At 41.8% G+C, this 17,729-nt stretch carries 12 protein-coding genes and 1 riboswitch; of the genes, 10 read left to right on the forward strand and 2 right to left on the reverse strand.

What is annotated here, in order from left to right:
• Nucleotides 1-45 precede the first annotated feature (45 nt).
• Nucleotides 46-1,770 (reverse strand): bifunctional isocitrate dehydrogenase kinase/phosphatase, encoded by a 1,725-nt coding sequence (gene aceK, locus Q0L00_RS04295; protein ID WP_297335628.1) that lies wholly within the window; start codon nucleotides 1,768-1,770, stop codon nucleotides 46-48.
• A 499-nt stretch (nucleotides 1,771-2,269) separates the two neighbouring features.
• Between aceK and Q0L00_RS04300 the strand changes: the two genes are divergently transcribed.
• The 5 genes from Q0L00_RS04300 to Q0L00_RS04320 all read left to right on the forward strand — a co-directional run bounded on the left by Q0L00_RS04300 (nucleotide 2,270) and on the right by Q0L00_RS04320 (nucleotide 6,249).
• Nucleotides 2,270-2,674, forward strand: a complete 405-nt coding sequence (locus Q0L00_RS04300; RefSeq protein ID WP_297335629.1) for a hypothetical protein — start codon at nucleotides 2,270-2,272, stop codon at nucleotides 2,672-2,674.
• Nucleotides 2,675-3,354: 680 nt separating this feature from the next.
• Nucleotides 3,355-4,023 (forward strand): hypothetical protein, encoded by a 669-nt coding sequence (locus Q0L00_RS04305; RefSeq protein WP_297335630.1) that lies wholly within the window; start codon nucleotides 3,355-3,357, stop codon nucleotides 4,021-4,023.
• 79 nt (nucleotides 4,024-4,102) lie between these two features.
• Complete coding sequence (locus Q0L00_RS04310) at nucleotides 4,103-4,663, forward strand: CoA pyrophosphatase (RefSeq protein WP_297335631.1); 561 nt, start codon at nucleotides 4,103-4,105, stop codon at nucleotides 4,661-4,663.
• A 49-nt stretch (nucleotides 4,664-4,712) separates the two neighbouring features.
• Nucleotides 4,713-5,966, forward strand: coding sequence for a DUF819 family protein (locus Q0L00_RS04315; RefSeq protein ID WP_297335643.1), 1,254 nt, complete (start codon nucleotides 4,713-4,715; stop codon nucleotides 5,964-5,966).
• Nucleotides 5,967-5,991: 25 nt separating this feature from the next.
• Nucleotides 5,992-6,249 (forward strand): (2Fe-2S) ferredoxin domain-containing protein, encoded by a 258-nt coding sequence (locus Q0L00_RS04320; protein WP_297335632.1) that lies wholly within the window; start codon nucleotides 5,992-5,994, stop codon nucleotides 6,247-6,249.
• A gap of 3 nt (nucleotides 6,250-6,252) precedes the next feature.
• On the opposite strand, the gene Q0L00_RS04325 is transcribed toward Q0L00_RS04320, so the two are convergent.
• Nucleotides 6,253-6,573, reverse strand: coding sequence for a YbjQ family protein (locus tag Q0L00_RS04325; RefSeq protein WP_297335633.1), 321 nt, complete (start codon nucleotides 6,571-6,573; stop codon nucleotides 6,253-6,255).
• A 215-nt stretch (nucleotides 6,574-6,788) separates the two neighbouring features.
• Between Q0L00_RS04325 and Q0L00_RS04330 the strand changes: the two genes are divergently transcribed.
• The 5 genes from Q0L00_RS04330 (at nucleotide 6,789) to metF (ending at nucleotide 17,464) form a co-directional block, all read left to right on the forward strand.
• Nucleotides 6,789-11,075 (forward strand): PAS domain S-box protein, encoded by a 4,287-nt coding sequence (locus tag Q0L00_RS04330; protein ID WP_297335634.1) that lies wholly within the window; start codon nucleotides 6,789-6,791, stop codon nucleotides 11,073-11,075.
• Nucleotides 11,076-11,152: 77 nt separating this feature from the next.
• Nucleotides 11,153-12,472, forward strand: a complete 1,320-nt coding sequence (locus Q0L00_RS04335) for a hypothetical protein (RefSeq protein ID WP_297335635.1) — start codon at nucleotides 11,153-11,155, stop codon at nucleotides 12,470-12,472.
• 123 nt (nucleotides 12,473-12,595) lie between these two features.
• Nucleotides 12,596-12,695: riboswitch (SAM riboswitch) on the forward strand.
• Nucleotides 12,696-12,763: 68 nt separating this feature from the next.
• Nucleotides 12,764-13,819 carry a homocysteine S-methyltransferase family protein gene (locus Q0L00_RS04340; RefSeq protein ID WP_297335636.1) on the forward strand — a complete coding sequence of 352 codons (1,056 nt, stop codon included), beginning with the start codon at nucleotides 12,764-12,766 and terminating at the stop codon, nucleotides 13,817-13,819.
• Nucleotides 13,812-16,514 carry a methionine synthase gene (gene metH / locus Q0L00_RS04345; RefSeq protein WP_297335637.1) on the forward strand — a complete coding sequence of 901 codons (2,703 nt, stop codon included), beginning with the start codon at nucleotides 13,812-13,814 and terminating at the stop codon, nucleotides 16,512-16,514. Before Q0L00_RS04340 ends, metH begins: the two co-directional genes overlap by 8 nt.
• The gene (metF, locus tag Q0L00_RS04350; protein WP_297335638.1) at nucleotides 16,511-17,464 is read left to right on the forward strand and encodes a methylenetetrahydrofolate reductase [NAD(P)H]; all 954 of its coding nucleotides are present in this window, start codon (nucleotides 16,511-16,513) and stop codon (nucleotides 17,462-17,464) included. Before metH ends, metF begins: the two co-directional genes overlap by 4 nt.
• The last annotated feature ends 265 nt before the right edge of the window (nucleotides 17,465-17,729 follow it).

Here is a 17,729-nt window from a genome sequence, read left to right on the forward strand (position 1 = left end):
AAACCGGGAAATGCAAAAATAGGCTTTTGACAAGCAAGATGAAATCTATACTTTTTCAAATGGTCGAAAGCGAATTTCCTCCGGATAGGGAAAAGCGTGGATCAATTCTCCCTGCTTAATTTTGTGTTGGATTTTTGACCAGTGATTGGGATCAAATAAATCCTGATGGTAGGTAATGAAGTGGTCTCTAAGGTCGGAGCGGCCAATCATCCAGCGTTTGAAATCCTCCGGGAAAACATCATTTTTGGCTATATCATACCAAGGTTCAGGGGAATAAATCTGTGCGTAATTTTCAGGTTTTGGTTTGATCCGAAAATTCATGTCCGTCAAAAACTCAATTTCATCGTAGTCGTAAAAAATCACCCGCTTTTGCCTGGTCAAGCCAAAATTCTTGGTCATCATATCTCCTGGGAAAATATTGGCTTGAGCCAGCTGAAGGATGGATCGCCCATAATCTTCGACAACAAATTTACCCTCTTCAGTTGTACACTTTTCAAGATAAAGATTGAGCGGTTCCATTTTTCGCTCGGTGTATAGGTGCTTAATAATTAATTCGGTATCTCGAATTTCAAGTAACGAATTGACGGTGTTTCTGAGCTCTTTGAGCAAGTCCGGATGAACTCGCTTGATTGGAATCCTGAAAAATTCGAACTCATGCGTATCGGCCATTCTTCCTACCCGATCATGAAGAGAAACCAGTTTGTATTTATCTCTTACCTCTTGTCGAGTCATGCTTTTTGGCGGCTCGAAGTGGTCTTTGATCAATTTGAAGACCACATTTAAGGATGGCAGCGTAAAAACGGTCATCACCATTCCTTTGATTCCGGGAGCGACCACAAATTGATCGGTACTTTGCTGCAGGTGAAGTAGAAAATCCCGGTAAAATAGTGTTTTCCCATGCTTATTAAATCCAATGGCATTGTAGAGTTCATGGGTTTTTTTATGTGGAATGACTGAACTTAGAAAGCCTACAATCTGAGAGGGAATTTGGGCTTCTACCATAAAATAGGATCGGGTAAAGCTAAAAAGCGTACTCATCATATGAGGATCAAAAATCAGGGTGTCCACAAAAATTCCTTTGGGGCCATGAAGGATGGGAATGATAAATGGCATCCATTTATTCCCGACATAGGTTCTACCTATGAGATATGCCGCTTTATTTCTGTAAAAGACTGATTTTAATATCTCTGTGATTGTCTCGGGCCCCGGTTGATACCGGGTGAGGATTACGTCTTTGACGCTATTGACCAAAAATGCGACATCGGCCTCTTTATCCATGAAAGGAGCGCCAAACTCATAATCGCTTAAAATGGTTCGAATGATTTTTTCTAATCCCAAGGAACCGGGATAGGAATTGACCAACTGGCTGTTTTCGTAAATAGCACATTCATTGTATCCCTCCATCAGATACATCAGCTCCGGATCTGCAGACATCCCGGGAAAAGCCTTGCGAATGATGGAATTAAAAAAAGTCTCCGCCAGTTCGATATCGTCTCGGTTGGTAATCAATTTCTGGTACTCTTCTCGAATTTTAAACCAGATTTCCCGTTCTGCAGCATCCGAGTCTAGCATATCTGAGAATTCCCTGACTAGCTGGAAAAGTAAATCTTTATACAGGCGCAATCGCTGACGATGGTTGAGCTGCATGGAGGCCCAATCTCGATTTTTAAAATAAACCGGGGCGAGTCGAGTCAGTGTGTTGAAGGTGTGGATATAGCTTAAAAATCCGGTGTAGATTTTTTGAGCAAGGGGAAGGGCTCGATGTGGCATGAGGTAAATTTAGAGGATTGTGGTAGGCCGGACTAAGTTGCCTGAAAATATTTTGATGAAAACTCGTGAAATTTATGCAGACGATTGCATAAATTTTCAAAGGAATATGGGCTGAAATTCTAATTTTTTCTTCAAAAAATCTTTAGGTTAAATGAGCTTGATTTTGAACCATTTACAAGAAAAAATCAACGGAAAATAAAATTTTGAAAATCTTTCGCAATCGATTGTTTGGAGTATATAAAAACATTTTCTACTTTTCGAAGGTATTCATGAATTGAATATCTACAATAGGTTTAATAGGTTTGAGAGCAGGAAAAGGTCGGATTCATAGTCCGGCCTTTTTTAATTTTAGGGATTTAACTTTCCAATGAATGAAACCCCTGATTTTTCTTCATTCCTAATTTCTCGGGAATTAAAGGAACCTTAGATTCGAAGGAGTAAAATTCCTAGTTGAACCCTGTTTTTTGAAGCTCGGAATTAATTTTGCTACATTTTTATCATGAATGAAATTCCAGATATTAAGACCAAACCTAAGGTCAAAATCGACCAAGAACTTCTTGAAAAATCAAAAGTCCAGATCGAAACTGAACAGCAAGTGGTCGTTCATATTCGACTTCAGCTCGAGGTCCTGCCCAGTTTGATCCGAATTTGGCCCAATACCTTTTTGATTTGTGGGAATACCCATTTTAAATCAAAACTGTTAAATGCCGACCGAATCAGTTTTGCCCCAATGTGGACCACAATCGATCGAAAGACTTATAGATTTACCTTGATTTTCGAGGGACTTCCCAGAGAGTGTGCCTTTTTTGATTTGGTTGAAGAACTTGATACCCTGGATCGATTTGAATATTATGGGATAGCCCGTAATCAAAGTGATATTTATTACCTCAACCTCAACCCGTAAGAATTTCCTTGTGTTCAGATTAGATCAGTGAACTACCCACCCACCGCAGAGGCGATGGGTTCGGCGTGATAGGTCACAGACTCATCTATCAGATTCGACTCACTCATTTTTTCTTTCTCTCTTTTTTTCTTCTTGGTGTGTTCGAGCATCCCACAAGCAGACCATCATAGGGTTATTCCTTGCTTTCACCACTTAACATGTCTTTTAATTCTTGTTACTAAGTCTCGTAGTATCTTGGTCGGTCAGTTAAATGATGATTTAAGTTCTCTATTCAGCTTTTTAGCTAATAATTTAGCTTGTAAACCAAAGGGGGTTGAATCCAATGAATATCACCTTCATTTTCGAATTCGTTACCTTCCTGTTAGCTATTGGTCAGTTAGTTCGTAGGCTAAAACAAGAATCTATTCTTCAGTTAGGGTTCTTGCATGGTACTAGCTCACCTCAATTCAAGTGGGATCAGCGTTTACTTGGCTCAGATAGCTTCTTGGTTTGTTCCAGAGGCAAAGCATGTCCAGAAACCATTCGACAGGGTTTCCATTTACAAGCTTAGTGGTCCTTTACATCCCAGCCACATTCTAGAGGGTGAGTTTTAGGTTCTGTTTTATTAAATCTTACGGATCTCAAAGCTTTGTCCTTGTTTTTTGTGCTGAATGTCCTAGTTTGGTCTTTCTTTTCCCATTATGATGAAAATAAAGCGCTTCCTTTTCTGGATGGTTTTGGCTGGTTTTGGCCTTTATTCTTGTACAGGTAATCCTTCTGAGGACGAAAAGAAGTCTGGAGTCCAACTGGAGGATCCTAGAGCTGATGTTGTTCAGCGGTTGGATGTGGCCTTAGCTCAAAAAAAAGACTGGGTAGGTCATTGGTCAGGATATCTGGGGAGTTTTTCGGCTGTTGATTTTGAACTGGTCATGGAGGATTCCCTCGATCAATACGAAATGCCAGAAAAAAATCCAATTGGACAGGGGGACCCTCTTGCACCTTATCAACTTTCCCATCCGGGAGGGAACGGAGTGGTAGATATTTATTCCTACAAAGTGGAATCTCAAGGGGATGAAGGAAAAGCCTATCTCAATCCTGATTCAGAGGTAGTTTGGTACAAAGCTGACGGCATGAAGAAAAGGCTTTTATTTATGGGACCATCCGGGATGTTTGAAGAAGCCCTATGGTTAAATGAAAATGAGCTATTGGTATTGGGTTTTTTTCAGGAAGATTCAGGAGCTCGCCCCATGGTTTGGTGGTTGGACCTGGAACGATTACAGATGCGGCAGTATAGTTTGAATGAAAACTCGGATTCCTATCCGGTCAATTCCTACCTAGATTTGAAAATTAAACCTCTTTCCCTGGATTGACATGCGATTTGAAGAGGCTTTACAACGGATCAGGGAGGGGATAGCAAGGCCTCTACCGGGGAAGGAAGCACAGTTAAAAATGTCACCCCAACCGGTGGATACCCGCAGATTTGATTCAAAAATTCCATCTACCCATCGAAGGAGTGCGGTATTGGTTATGCTGTATCCTCAAGGGGAAAATGCGTTTTTTCCTTTAATCAAGCGTCCCGAATACCGCGGTGCACATAGTGGACAGATTGCTTTTCCGGGTGGAAAAATGGAAATTACAGATCCCGATATCTTTTTTACAGCCCTACGGGAGGCAGAGGAAGAGGTAGCCATCAACCCGGATAAAGTAACAATTCTGGGAAGGTTGACTGATCTTTACATTCCTACCAGTAATTTTTTGGTCACACCGGTTCTTGGCTTTTCCCAAGAAGTTCCAGATTTCATTCCTGAAAGGCGAGAGGTGCAGCGAATTCTGCCCACTTCCTTAAAATCGCTCTTTGAAGAACCGACTAGGCAGCGAACACAACTCAAACTAAATCCCAGCATCACACTTGACACTCCCTTTTTTGAAATTGATAGGGAAATGGTCTGGGGTGCCACGGCGATGATTTTATCTGAGTTTATTGAACTGCTTAAAGCCAAAGAAGAATAGGTCTTTGAGCTTTTTTTGGTATTGTTGCAAAGCGAAAAAAATGAAACTCATGGAAGAAACCACTCCTCTGTTTGCAAATGATGCAGTCGTATTTGGAATTTTGATTGGTATTGTGGCCCTGGTTTTTGCGACCGCTGAAAGCAAGAACAGTTTTTTTAAAAAATTCTATCGTGTAGTCCCTACAGTTTTGCTTTGTTATTTCATCCCTGCGGTTTTTAATTCTCTAGGCCTTATTTCGGGTGAGCAATCCAACCTGTATTTCGTTTCAAGTCGATATTTATTGCCAGCTTCATTGGTTCTTTTTACCTTAAGTATTGATTTAAAAGCAATACTAAAATTGGGTCCCAAGGCTTTGACCATGTTTTTGGCTGGTACTTTTGGGATTATTTTGGGAGGTCCTTTGGCTTTGGTTACCGTTAGTTTTTTTCAGCCCGAATTAATGGGAGGAAGTGGGCCGGAAGAAATATGGAGAGGGCTGGCTACTATAGCAGGTTCGTGGATTGGTGGTGGAGCTAATCAAACCGCAATGCTGGAAGTTTTTGGGGCGAGCCCCACACTTTTTGCTCAGATGATTGCAGTAGATGTCTTAGTGGCAAATCTTTGGATGGCCTTTCTTTTGTATTGGGCCGGAAATCCCGATAAAATCGATAAATTATTTAAAGCAGATACTACTGCAATCTATGAATTAAGAGATAAAATTGAAGATTTCCGTGCAGGAATTATGAAGATTCCAACCTTAGCCGATACGATGAAAATCATGGGAATTGCTTTTGGAGTGACTGCGATTTCCCACTTCATTGCCGATATTTTGGCACCTTATATCGGTGAGAATTTTCCACATCTAGACCAGTATTCGTTAAATTCTTCGTTCTTTTGGATTGTTGTTGTAGCCACAACGCTAGGATTGATTTTATCCTTTACCAAAGCCCGAAACCTAGAGGGGGCAGGAGCTTCTCGTTTTGGCTCGGTATTTTTGTATGTGTTAGTAGCTACCATTGGGATGCAGATGGATTTGGGTGCTGTATTGGACAACCCCATTTTGTTTTTAATCGGGATTTTATGGATTTTGTTTCATATCATCATCATGCTGTTGGTGGCTTGGATGATTAAGGCTCCGTTTTTTTACGTGGCTGTAGGGTCACAAGCCAACATCGGAGGTGCTGCATCTGCCCCAATTGTTGCCTCGGCTTTTGATTCTTCTCTTGCTCCTGTGGGAGTACTGTTGGCGGTTCTGGGGTATGCAGTGGGGACTTATGGGGCCTATTTGTGTGCGGTGTTAATGCAATGGGTTTCGGTTAGTTAGCGGATTTTGATTAGTTTGGGTACCGATGAAACACAATAGACAATTGGTTTTTCTTTGTAGTGGCTCTGATTGCAAAGGAGCGGGGGCAAAATCAATTAAAAAAGAACTGAAAAGTGAATTGAAATCTGGTTCCCTTAAAGGCAGGTGTAAGCTGATTGAGACCAAATGCTTGGATATGTGTAAATCTGCTCCGGTAGGGATTGTGGAAAATTTTTTTTGTAAAAAGACCACTTCTTCCCAATTCATTAACGAAATAAAAAAAGCCCTGAACGTGCAGGGCTAACTTTTAGATTTTGGTGACTTTGACCGCAGTTCCACTTGCGGTAACCATCAGCATGCCGTCTCGAATGGTTTCGTAGTCAAGGTCAATTCCAACGATGGCATTGGCTCCAAATCCCCGGGCTTGCATTTCCATCTCTGCCATGGCAGTGGCTTTGGCTTCCCGCAGAACCCGCTCATAAGCAGAAGAGCGACCGCCTACAATGTCGGTAATGCTGGCAAAGAAATCTTTAAAAACATTGGCTCCAATAATGGTTTCTCCGGATACGATTCCCAGATATCCCTCAATTTTGTGTCCTTCTAGACTGTTGGTGGTCGTGATGATCATGATGAATTGTTTAAAGTTAGTTGTGAGTTCTAGCACGGATTTTTTAGCTCAAAAGTTTCATCAGGTTGTCATTTGTGTTTTTGAACTTAAGTTTATGAAATGCTGATCTATTCTTTTTCAACGATTTAAAGGTTATTACCTAAATTTTTATAAAAAAAGAACGACACTATGACCGAAAACACCAGATATTTTGGAATAAATTTTTATTTTTCGACATGAGTCAACTTCAGCATTTTGATATTTCTGACTTTTTGAATGAAATCAAGGAGCCCCTTTTTTTAATGGACTCCGAAGAAATTATTTTTTGGAATTCTTATGCAAAGGAACAATTTCAAGCCTTACCTGAAAGTTGGAAACTCTGGATTGAAAATGATGATTTTAGTCAAAAAATTGTTCGGTTTTTTGAAACGGGTGAGGTTCCGAATCGGAATTTTTATAAAACACTTCGTCATCAAGACGGAGAGAAGATTAGGTTTGAATGGAGTTTTACCAATTTGCCATCGACCTATACCTCAAGATTTTTGATTGTCAAAGGCAGTCGAGTCAAATATTTTGGATCACATCCTTTCCGAAATCCCTGGTCTAACGAGTCTTTTCAGGAAAAAGAGGAGTTAAATTATATTCAAAGTATTCTCAACAACAGTCATGATCTGATTGCTATTCTGGATGAGCAGGGTATTTATAAATTTATTTCAGAGTCGGTCAGTGAAAAGCTTGGTTTTCCGGTTGAGTCAATTTTGGGGAAAAATTTCAGAGATCTCGAAAAGGAGGGGATTATTGAGATCGTAAAGGGTTCCTTTGAGGAATTGCTGGCCTCGGGACCAGACCAGGAAGTACCTATAGATTTTTGGATTAAACGAAGAAATGGTCCAAAGATTTACTTAGAGAGCTATGGTAAAAATCTGCTTGACCATCCAGAGATCGGAGGGGTTTTATTTAGCAGCAGAGATATTACCGAATTTATTGAAACTGAAAAGTCCCTTCAAAAAAGGTATGAAATTGAAAACCTGATCAACCAAGTGTCTTCCCAGCTGATCAATGGGCAGCTGACTGAGGTAGAGCGGGATTTCCAAAACACATTAAAGCTATTCGGTGGTTTCATCAAAGCAGATCAGGCCTTTGTTTTGATTTTCAATTCGGATACCGATTCGCTCGAAGTCTTAAATTCTTGGAATCGATCTGATCAAAAAAATGGGTTGCCGGATTCTATTCCAGAATTGGTCTATTCTCGAAAAAAACGACTCGAGGCCGGAATCGTGAAGTTGATTCAGCCTGAAGCTGCTCATGATGATTATTCCCATCTTTTTATTCCGATGAATTCGGCCACCCAATTGCATGGGGTGATTTATTTTCAAATCGAAATCTCCAAATTACAATTCGCGGAGAAAGATTTGCAGATTTTCCGACAATTAGGGGATATTTTGGCAGGGGCATATCTGAGTAGATTGATGACCAGGAGATTGGAGCGGAATGAAAATCTCTTGACCACTACTGAGCGACTTTCCAAGTCAGGTTCTTGGAGGTTTAATACCAGTAAAAATCTTTTTTATGTATCGGGGGGATTGGCCCGCCTTTTTGAATTGGGCGATCAACCGTTGACGGCAGAATATTCTTCCCTGATCTATAAAATTGAAAAGCCCGATCGGGCTCGGTTTGTCAAACATTTGAAACAAGTAATAAAAACTAAAGGACAAGTCTCGGGGGAGTTTATGATTCGGACTGAGGCTCAAAAAATAAAATTTTTGAGTTATGAAATCGAGGTGAGGGAAGATTTATTCAGATCTGGCCTAGAGGTGAATGGTTTTTGTACCGATATTACACACAAGCGGGCTGCAGATGAGTATTTGCGCTTGCAATCACAGATTTTGGCTCAGGTGGATGATCCGATTATGGTTACGGATTTAAACCTAAAAGTCATTTATTTGAATGAAGCTGCCCAACAATTTTTTTCAGCCGAAACTGCCCAAGCCATCAATCAATCTATCCAGAAGCTTTTAAGCATTGAATGGGATCGAAGCGTTCCACTGAATACCATTGCAGCCAATCTTCAAGTGGGGGATTCTTGGCGGCAGGAAGTGATGTTGACTACTGATCTGTTGGACCAACTTCCCTATGAATTATCGGTCCAGGGGATCCATGCCGAAGGAAAACAGAAGATTGGCTATTCCTTTTTGTTCCGAAGTTTGGTGGAACGATATCAAAGTCAAGAAATAGCGATAAGAGCTCGAAAAATCGTCGAAAATAGTCCTGCTGTTCTCTTCAGAGTGGATCCTAATGATAATTATCGGATTCATTATATCTCAGAGAATATCAATCGCTTCGGATATAATTCCAAAGATTTGATGGAAAAAGGTATTCCATTCATGGAATTGGTCCATCCTGAAGATGTGATAAAAATTAATGCACAAAAGGAAAAAACAAGAGTCCATTTGGGGATTCCTTCATTTTCTGGCCAATATCGAATCAGGCACCAGGCGGGGCATTATGTCTGGGTAGAGGATAAAACCACTGATGTTCGAAATAATGAAGGAGAGATTATCATGCATGAAGGATTGTTTCAGGATATTTCGGAACGGAAAAGTTTTGAGGTATTTAAAGCCGAAAAAGAGAAACAATACCGTGTGCTAGCCTCTAATATCCCGGGGACCAATATTTTCTTATTGGATGCCAATCGTCGGTATATTTTAGCGGAAGGAACCAACTTTGAGTATTGGGAGCTGCGGCCGGAGGATTTTGAAGGCAGGCATCTTTCAGAGATAGTCCTTACTGATCCCAAGCAGATTGAAGAGCTATTAGACCGGGTTTATTTTGATCAAGAAATTGTCGAATCCGAGTTTAAATTTAAGGATCGGTGGTATCATCGATTAATTCGGCCGATTATTGAGTCGGGCAGAGTCGCCTATGCATTGACTATCATTCGGGATATCACTTCTGAATATCAGGCCAAAGCCAATCTCAAAAGATCAGAGGAGAAATACCGGACCCTTGTGGAAGAATCCACCGAGGTGATATTCTCTTTATCAGAAACTTTTGTTTTAGATTATGTTTCGCCTAACCTCAGTCAATTTTTGGGTTATGAGGCGGCTGAAGTTTTAGGAAAAAGCATCTTTGAGTACTTGAACCCGGAGGATTTAGATGTATTTCAATCCAGACTGAGTAAATCAAAAGATTTTCTGGCAGAAAATCAGTTTTTGGAATTTAGAATTCGCCATAAAAACGGAAACTACCGGATTTTCAATTCCAATGGAAAAATGGTCATGGATAAAGGGTCCAATACTCGGTATTATACCGGGATTGCCCGAGATATTTCGAAATTGAAAGAAGCTCAGCGGGAACTCCTTTTGGCTAAAGAAATGGCTGAAATGGCTTCTCAGGCGAAATCTCAATTCTTATCCATCATGAGTCATGAAATTCGTACTCCGATGAATGCGGTGATCGGGTTGGCACATTTTCTAATGGAGGAGGACCCCCGTCCAGATCAGCTGGAAAATTTAAAAACGCTACAATTCTCGGCTGAAAGTTTGATGGCCTTGATTAATGACATATTAGATTTTAATAAGATTGAATCCGGCAAGGTGGAGCTGGAGTCTATTCCCTTTGACTTGAAATACCTGATTCAGCGAATTATTCATTCCCACAGTTTTCAAGCGCATGAAAAGCCCATCGAAATCCTCACTGAATTTGACCGAGCAATTCCAGAATTAGTGATCGGGGACTCCATACGGATTGGACAAGTGGTAAATAACCTGATATCCAATGCGATTAAATTCACGGAACGTGGCCAAGTAAAAGTCAGTCTCAAAGCGCTCAACAAGGAAGCCGATAAGGTAAAGATCCTTTTTCGCTTCGTGGACACGGGAATTGGAATTCCCCAGGATAAAGTGGCTGGGATATTTGAAGCTTTTACGCAAGCAAGTTCGTCTACTACCCGAAAATTTGGAGGAACAGGCCTGGGATTGGCCATTGTCAAGCGATTGATTCATTTACACGGTGGAAAAATTGATTACCATCCCAACCCCCAGGGAGGCAGTATCTTCGAATTTGAACTTGAATTTGAGTATCCAAATGAAGATCTTAAGCATGCCGTACAGGAAAAAGAGGCTTCAGCCAAGTCCCTCCAACAAGCTTCAATTTTGGTGGCTGAGGACAACTCGGTGAACCAAATTTTGATTCGCAAATTTCTAAAAAAATGGAATGCGGGAAATCTCGTTTTTGCCGCAGATGGTCAGGAAGCGGTGGATTTGTTTGAAGAAGGTGATTTTGACTTGATTTTGGTGGACCTTCAAATGCCCGTGATGGATGGGTTTACCGCTGCCAGAATCATGCGCAGTCATCCCGATTCCAAAAAATCAGGGCTTCCTATTTTGGCCTTGACTGCGAGTTCATATCATGAAGTGAAAGATGCCTTAGATGAAATCGGCTTTGAAGACTATATCCCCAAACCGTTTTCTCCGGAAGTGCTTTACGAAAAAATGATCAAGCATCTTCACCCCAAAAATTGACCAGATTAAGGTTTTAGCATTAATTTTGCCTATTCGGTAAACTCAATCATCTTCCAAGCCAAACCTGCCTCAAGCCAATGTCTATTTTTTTTAGAATTAGCCTATTGTTCCTTTTTTTGGGATTATTGTGTCCGAAGGGAGAAGCTCAGCGGCTGCTAGACAAACGCTCGAGTTTTTACACTACAGTTGGAATCAGTGGCGCCAAGCTCAATCAGTTTGATAACCTGCTGGAGGAGCGAGGGTTGACCGGTTTGAGACGACGCTACCGGACGATCGGATTAGGCTATCAGACGCGGATCAATGATTTTGTTTTGGGAATGGAATTGTTTCAAAACAGAAGTGCCCAGAGCCGCTTGGACGATTACCGAATTGGATATCGAACTTCACGTGCGATGTTGAATATTGGCTATTCCTTTACCGAGGAAGGGAAATTTCAATTGATTCATTACATGTCCATGGGTGTCGGTTTTTTGAATTTTCAAATGCTACCCGAAAAACGGCCCTCAAACCTAGATGACTTTCTAGCAAATCCAGCCAATGGGATAATACTCCGAAAAATGGATATTCATAAAGGGAGTAAAAATTTCGGCGGATTCCTGACCGAAATAGGCTTTCAGCTGAGCTATGATTTCAATATTTTAGGAAGAAAGGAAGCCCTTTTTGTCTTGGCAAAAATGGGCTATTCCTTTAGCCCTTTTGAGGGAAAGTGGGAAATGAATCAAATGTCCTTTGACAACACGCAAGCTGGGGCATTTTTTCGGGTAGGTGCTGGAGTGACCTTGCCAGATAGAAATTTTTTCTATAAAGATGCCTCGGTTAGCTTTCAGCTTTTGTCAGGAATTCATTTTACGCAGGCAGATGCGTTTAATGAACAGCTCGTACAAGCTGGGTATGAGCCTCTTGGTGGAAAACCTTCAAATTTGGGTTTAAGAATGCTCGTTGAAAATGGGGGGTTCTTGTATGGGGCCGATGTTTTTAATCTCTCCAATAGTGGATCTGCCAATGAACAGCGGGAACATTCACTCAACAGTTTAAGAGTTTATGCAGTCGCTGGACATAAATTTATCCAATTCAGAAATTTCAGTATAGCTGGATTGGCAGGATTGGGTTTTGGAAATTTACGGTATAGCTTGTTGCAAAAAAACAAGCCTGATTTTCCTGAACTCTTTGAACAGCGGAAATTTGATGGATACTTACGTAACTCTGGATTGATGGGGAAACCTGAAATTATGGTAGAGTATGGGATGCCGGTGACCAAAAGAAAATTATTTGATTTGGTCTTTTCTGCCTCTTTGGGGTATGAATTGGCCTTGGCCAACTACCGACTTGGGGAATTCGACATGGCAAACTATATGAGTGCGCCCTACTTGATGATAGGATTAGGAGTACGGCCGTAAAGAAAGCAAAATCTCTATCCGATTAGGTGTTTTTTTGGGAAAAAATCAAAATTAAGGGCTACGGGGAGTCAATTTTTTAAGCCGTGCACTGTTTTATTGAGCGATAGCTATTACCTTTGTCAAAGCTTATCGAGAAAGACTGAGGGAAGGGCCCTATGACGTCTTAGCAACCTGAAATCAAGGTGCTAACTCCCATTCCGGATTCGCCGGAAGAAGATGAGCGGAAAAGATTACTTCAGTACTTTTCTCCGTGGTTTGCTCGATAGGTTTTTTAACAGAAAATAGAATCAAATGCAACATCCTACGGATACCCTTCTTCAGGCACTTCAAACTAGAATTTTGATTTTGGACGGAGCCATGGGGACCATGATTCAGCGCTACAGGCTTACCGAAGATGATTTTCGTACTTCTGAACTCAAAAATCACCCCAAATCACTCAAAGGAAACAACGATTTATTGTCCTTGAGTAGACCTGATATTATAAAGGCTATTCATGCTGAATATCTTCAAGCGGGGGCGGATATCATTGAAACCAATACATTTTCGGGCACCTCTATTGCTCAGGCAGATTATGATCTGTCTCATTTGGCCTACCAGATCAATTTTCAATCGGCAACAATTGCTAGAGAAGTTGCAGACGAATTTACAGCCCAAGACCCCTCCAAACCTCGTTTTGTGGCAGGCGCCATGGGTCCGACCAACCGGACAGCCTCCATCTCCCCGGATGTAAATGATCCAGGCTATCGGGCGGTTACTTTTGATCAGTTGGCCGAAGCTTATGCCGAGCAGGTTCGTGGCTTGCTGGATGGGGGATCTGATATTTTGTTGGTGGAAACCATTTTTGATACGCTCAATGCCAAAGCCGCATTGTACGCTATTCAAACGGTTTATGAAGAGCGAAATATTCCTTTGGACCCAAAAGAAGGGGGGATCCCAATTATGATTTCCGGGACAATTACGGATGCCTCAGGTCGGACCCTTTCGGGGCAAACTACAGAGGCTTTTTTAATTTCAGTTTCCCATGTCCCTCTTCTTTCAGTTGGATTAAATTGTGCTTTGGGCGCCAAGGAATTGAGACCTTATCTTAAAGTCTTAGCTCAAAATGCCCCTTTTTACGTTTCTGCATATCCCAATGCCGGGCTTCCCAATGAATTTGGAGCTTATGATCAAGGGGCCAATGAAATGGCAGATCAGGTTCGGGATTTTTTAAAAGAAGGCATGTTGAATATTCTGGGGGGGTGCTGCGGTACAACACCGGATCATATTCGCGCAATGGCTAAACTTGCTGCGGAATTTCAACCAAGAAAAATCGAACAAGAATTGGAACAGGAGGATGCGGATGTCTAAAACAAACTACCTTAAATTATCGGGTTTAGAGCCCTTGATCTTTAGCCCGACCATCAACTTTGTCAATATTGGTGAACGAACCAATATCACAGGATCAAAGAAATTTGCCCGATTGATCTTGAATGGTCAATACGATGAGGCCTTGGAAGTGGCTTTGGATCAGGTCCGTGGAGGAGCTCAGATATTGGATGTCTGTATGGACGAAGGCATGCTTGATGGAGAGGCGGCTATGGTCAAGTTCTTAAACCTGATCGCTTCTGAACCGGAAATCAGCCGAATTCCCATCATGATCGACAGCTCCAAATGGAGTATTATTTTGGCAGGATTGAAGTGTGTGCAGGGGAAAGGAATCGTCAATTCGATTTCGCTAAAAAATGGGGAAGAAGAGTTTATCCAGCAAGCCAAGACCATCAAGAAATTTGGTGCGGCGGTGGTCATCATGGCTTTTGATGAAGAAGGGCAAGCCGATACCTATGAGCGAAGAATCGAGATCTGTGAGCGGAGTTATCGGATTTTGGTTGATCGGGTCAAATTCAATCCTCAGGATATTATTTTTGATCCCAATATTTTCCCTGTTGCCACGGGAATGGAGGAACATAAAAAAAATGCACTTGACTTCTTCCTGGCCACTAAATGGATAAAAGATAATCTTCCCGGTGCCAAAGTTAGTGGAGGAGTGAGCAATGTTTCGTTCTCTTTCCGAGGAAATAATCCGGTAAGAGAAGCGATGCATGCGGCTTTTCTCTACCATGCCATCCATCATGGGATGGATATGGGGATTGTAAATCCTACCCTACTGGAAGTGTACGATGATATTCCAAAGGATCTGCTGGAACGTGTCGAGGATGTGCTTTTTGATCGGAGGGAGGATGCCACCGAACGATTATTGGATTTTGCTGAGACGGTTAAAGCGGCTGATAAAAAAGAAGTCATCAATGAGGCTTGGAGATCGGACCCGGTAGCCAAGCGGATTGAGCATGCTTTGGTCAAAGGTATTCTCGACTTTATCATTGAGGATATAGAAGAAGCAAGACTTGAGCTAAAGGAACCGCTAAAAGTTATCGAGGGGCCACTCATGGATGGAATGAACGTGGTGGGAGATCTTTTTGGAGAGGGGAAAATGTTTCTTCCCCAAGTGGTCAAATCAGCACGAGTGATGAAAAAGGCGGTCGCCTATTTGGAGCCTTTTATGCCTTTGCCCGAAGAGGGACAAGAAGCTTCTTCTTTGAAAAAAATCCTGCTGGCAACGGTAAAAGGCGATGTTCACGATATTGGAAAAAATATAGTTGGGGTAGTTTTGGCCTGCAATAGTTATCAAATTATCGATCTTGGTGTCATGGTTGACGCTCAGAAAATCATTGATGAGGCAATAAAAAACAAGGTTGATATTATTGGGTTGAGTGGATTGATTACTCCTTCGCTGGACGAAATGGTTACCGTTGCTTCTGAAATGGAGCGACAGGGATTGAAGATTCCACTTCTGATTGGCGGGGCTACTACCTCCCGAATCCATACGGCAGTGAAAATTGATCCGGTTTATTCCGGAACCGTCATTCATGTGACCGATGCCAGTAAATCTGTTCCCATCGCCGGAGAAGCAATTTCAGAGGAAACCAAAGCAGCTTATCATCTCAAAATAAAAGAGACTTATCAGCAACTCAGGCAAGAACATGAGGCCAAACAAGCTGTCAAGCAATTGGTGAGCTATGAGCAGGCCAAGGCCAATCCCGTACCGATTGACTGGTCAATCTATGAGCCGATCAAGCCGAGAGTGCTGGGTAAAACGCTATTGGAAGACTTGGATCTTTCGATTCTTCGGGACTATGTCGACTGGACGCCATTTTTCAGCACTTGGATGCTCAGCGGTCGCTATCCTAAAATCCTTGAAGACCCCGTAGTAGGAGATGAAGCCAAAAAGCTATTTGCTGATGCGCAAACCATGCTGGATCGGATTATTTCTGAAAAATGGCTGACGGCCAAAGCAGTTTTTTCCTTATTTCCAGTCCTTCGAAAAGAGGATGATGCAGAGGTTTTAGACCCCAATGATGCAAGGGAAAGCTTAGGGAAATTCCACTTTTTGCGACAGCAGGGCAAAAAAGGAAAAGGCGTACCCAATCGTTCGTTGGCAGATTATCTCCATCCCGAAAAAACGGATTACATGGGGTGCTTTGCCGTTACAGCCGGACTGGGGATGGAGTCAAAACTTGCAGAATTCCAGTCCGCTGGAGATGATTACAATGATATTTTGTTTAAAGCTTTGGCGGATCGTTTAGCCGAGGCTGCTGCCGAATATGTCCATGAGTTAGTCCGAAAAGAATTCTGGGGATATGCCCAAGAGGAGAATTTGGATAACGATTCGCTCATTCGCGAAAGTTACTTGGGAATCCGACCGGCTCCGGGTTATCCGGCATGTCCGGAGCATTCGGAGAAAGCGACGATTGCCCGCCTCTTAGATTTGGAAAAGTCCATCGGAATTACCCTGACTGATAGCTTTGCCATGTATCCGACAAGTTCGGTTTCCGGTTTTTATTTTGGAAATCCGGATTCGAAATACTTCGGGTTGGGTAAAATTGCCCAGGATCAAGTGGCCAGCTATGCGGAGCGCAAAGGGATTTCTCTTGAACAAGCCGAGCGCTTACTTTCTCCAAACCTGGCCTATTCTCCATCCCCTTTACTTGCCAATCACATTTTATGAAAATAACTGAACACCTTAAGAACGCAAAAAAAACTGTTTTTTCCTTTGAAATATTGCCTCCGCTGAAAGGGCAAAGTTTGAATGAATTGATGGAAGGTATTTCACCTTTGATGGAATTTAATCCACCTTTTGTGGATGTCACCTATCATCGGGAAGAGTTTATCTATAAAAAACATCCCAACGGATTGCTTGAAAAAGTGAGCACCAAAAAGCGTCCAGGTACAGTGGGGATTTGTGCAGCAATTATGAATCGTTTTCAGGTGGATGCAGTCCCACATTTACTTTGTGGAGGTTTTACTAAAGAGGAGACCGAAAACGCATTGATTGATCTCAATTTTATAGGAGTGGATAATGTTTTGGCCCTTCGTGGGGATGCCCCAAAAACTGAAGGTAGGTTTGAACCCGAAAAGGACGGGCACCACTTTGCCAGTGAACTAGTGGAGCAGATTATTCGAATGAATAATGGGAAATATCTGCACGAGGAGACTGAAACTAGTTTTCACACCGATTTTTGTGTGGGTGTGGCAGGCTATCCGGAGAAACATTTTGAAGCACCCTCTTTGAAATTTGACCTGAACTACCTAAAAGATAAAATTGATAAAGGAGCGGAATACATTGTGACTCAGATGTTTTTTGATAACCAAAAATTCTTTGAGTTTGAACAAAAAGTGCGAGAGGCAGGCATAAACGTGCCGATCATTCCCGGATTAAAACCCATTACTACCTTAGGACAAATAACGATGCTCCCACGGACTTTCTTTTTGGATCTGCCTGACGCATTGACCGATGAACTGATCAAGTGTAAAACCAATGCTGAGGTAAAGGAGGTGGGAATTGCTTGGGCCATTGAGCAGAGTAAGGAGCTAATTGCCGCAGGAGTACCAAGTTTGCATTTTTATACGATGAGTAAGGCGGATGCCACCTATAAGATCGCAAAAGAGGTATTCTAACTTGACTGGAAATAGCTGTTGAACCGATGGGTCTTAATGTTCAGAATTCCGTGAAAATTCACTAATTCGGATTGATGGAAGGTTTTAAAAAAGAAAGAAGCTGAGTGAATATTTTCAGGAATAGAATTCAAATGAGATTAGTTGTTATTATGAGTCTGATCAACTTTAATCAAAAATCTCAAAATAGGGAGATTCGTTATTATTTGAAAAGTATCCACCCGAGCAACCCCGTCTTTGCTTAGTTTGATTTTTTACTAATGAAAAG

The sequence above is a fragment of the Algoriphagus sp. genome (assembly GCF_024305035.1).
Lineage (GTDB): Bacteria > Bacteroidota > Bacteroidia > Cytophagales > Cyclobacteriaceae > Algoriphagus.